The sequence below is a fragment of the Geminicoccus flavidas genome (assembly GCF_009806515.1).
Lineage (GTDB): Bacteria > Pseudomonadota > Alphaproteobacteria > Geminicoccales > Geminicoccaceae > Geminicoccus > Geminicoccus flavidus.
The window spans coordinates 1-700 of the sequence record NZ_WUJP01000737.1; the positions used below are offsets into that span (position 1 = coordinate 1).

Below are 700 nucleotides of genomic sequence, written 5' to 3' on the forward strand. Positions count from 1 at the left end.
GGTCTGCCCATCATGGTCTTGCACCGCTCGCCCGATAGGGCTTTGCGTGGCCACAGACCAGCCGGAGAGCCGCCCATGCCCCTGACTTTGAATGGATCGTGCCGCTGCGGTGCCGTGCGCTTCACCTGCCAGAGCCACACCCCGGTGCCTTACCAGCGCTGCTACTGCACGATCTGCCGCAAGACCGCTGGCGGCGGTGGCTATGCCGTCAATCTCGGCGCCGATGCCGACTCCTTCCGGATCGACGATCCGCACGACGCGGTGGAGATGTACCGGGCGCAGATCGTCCAGGACGACGGCACCTGCGAACTGTCCACGGCCGAGCGCAATTTCTGTGCAGGCTGCGGCACGGCGCTGTGGCTGTTCTCGCCGGAATGGCCGGACCTGGTGCATCCGTTTGCCTCGGCGATCGACAGCGAGCTGCCGCGCCCGCCGGCCCTGGTCCACATGATGCTGCGCTACAAGCCGGACTGGGTGGTGCCGGAGATCGGCAGCGCCGACCAGCAGTTCGAGCTCTACCCGGAGCTCTCGCTGGCCGACTGGCACAAGCGGCACGGCCAGTGGGTCGAATGAGCCGCCGGCCATCCGGCCTTTCCCGATACGCCAATGTCATGGCATGATCGGCGGTCGCCCGTGCCGGCCGCGTGCCCGCACCCGCGGAGCGGCATCGTCATGCTTTTTGCACGAACGAACCCGAGCG

At 67.6% G+C, this 700-nt stretch carries 1 protein-coding gene; it reads left to right on the forward strand.

What is annotated here, in order from left to right; genetic code table 11:
- Positions 1–75: 75 nt before the first annotated feature.
- Complete coding sequence (locus EQG76_RS21185) at positions 76–573, forward strand: GFA family protein (protein ID WP_159716317.1); 498 nt, start codon at positions 76–78, stop codon at positions 571–573.
- Positions 574–700: the final 127 nt, after the last annotated feature.

Bases quoted from the DNA above. Each gene is read 5' to 3' on its own strand.
- EQG76_RS21185 (WP_159716317.1), top strand. From the start codon at position 76: ATGCCCCTGACTTTGAATGGATCGTGCCGCTGCGGTGCCGTGCGCTTC.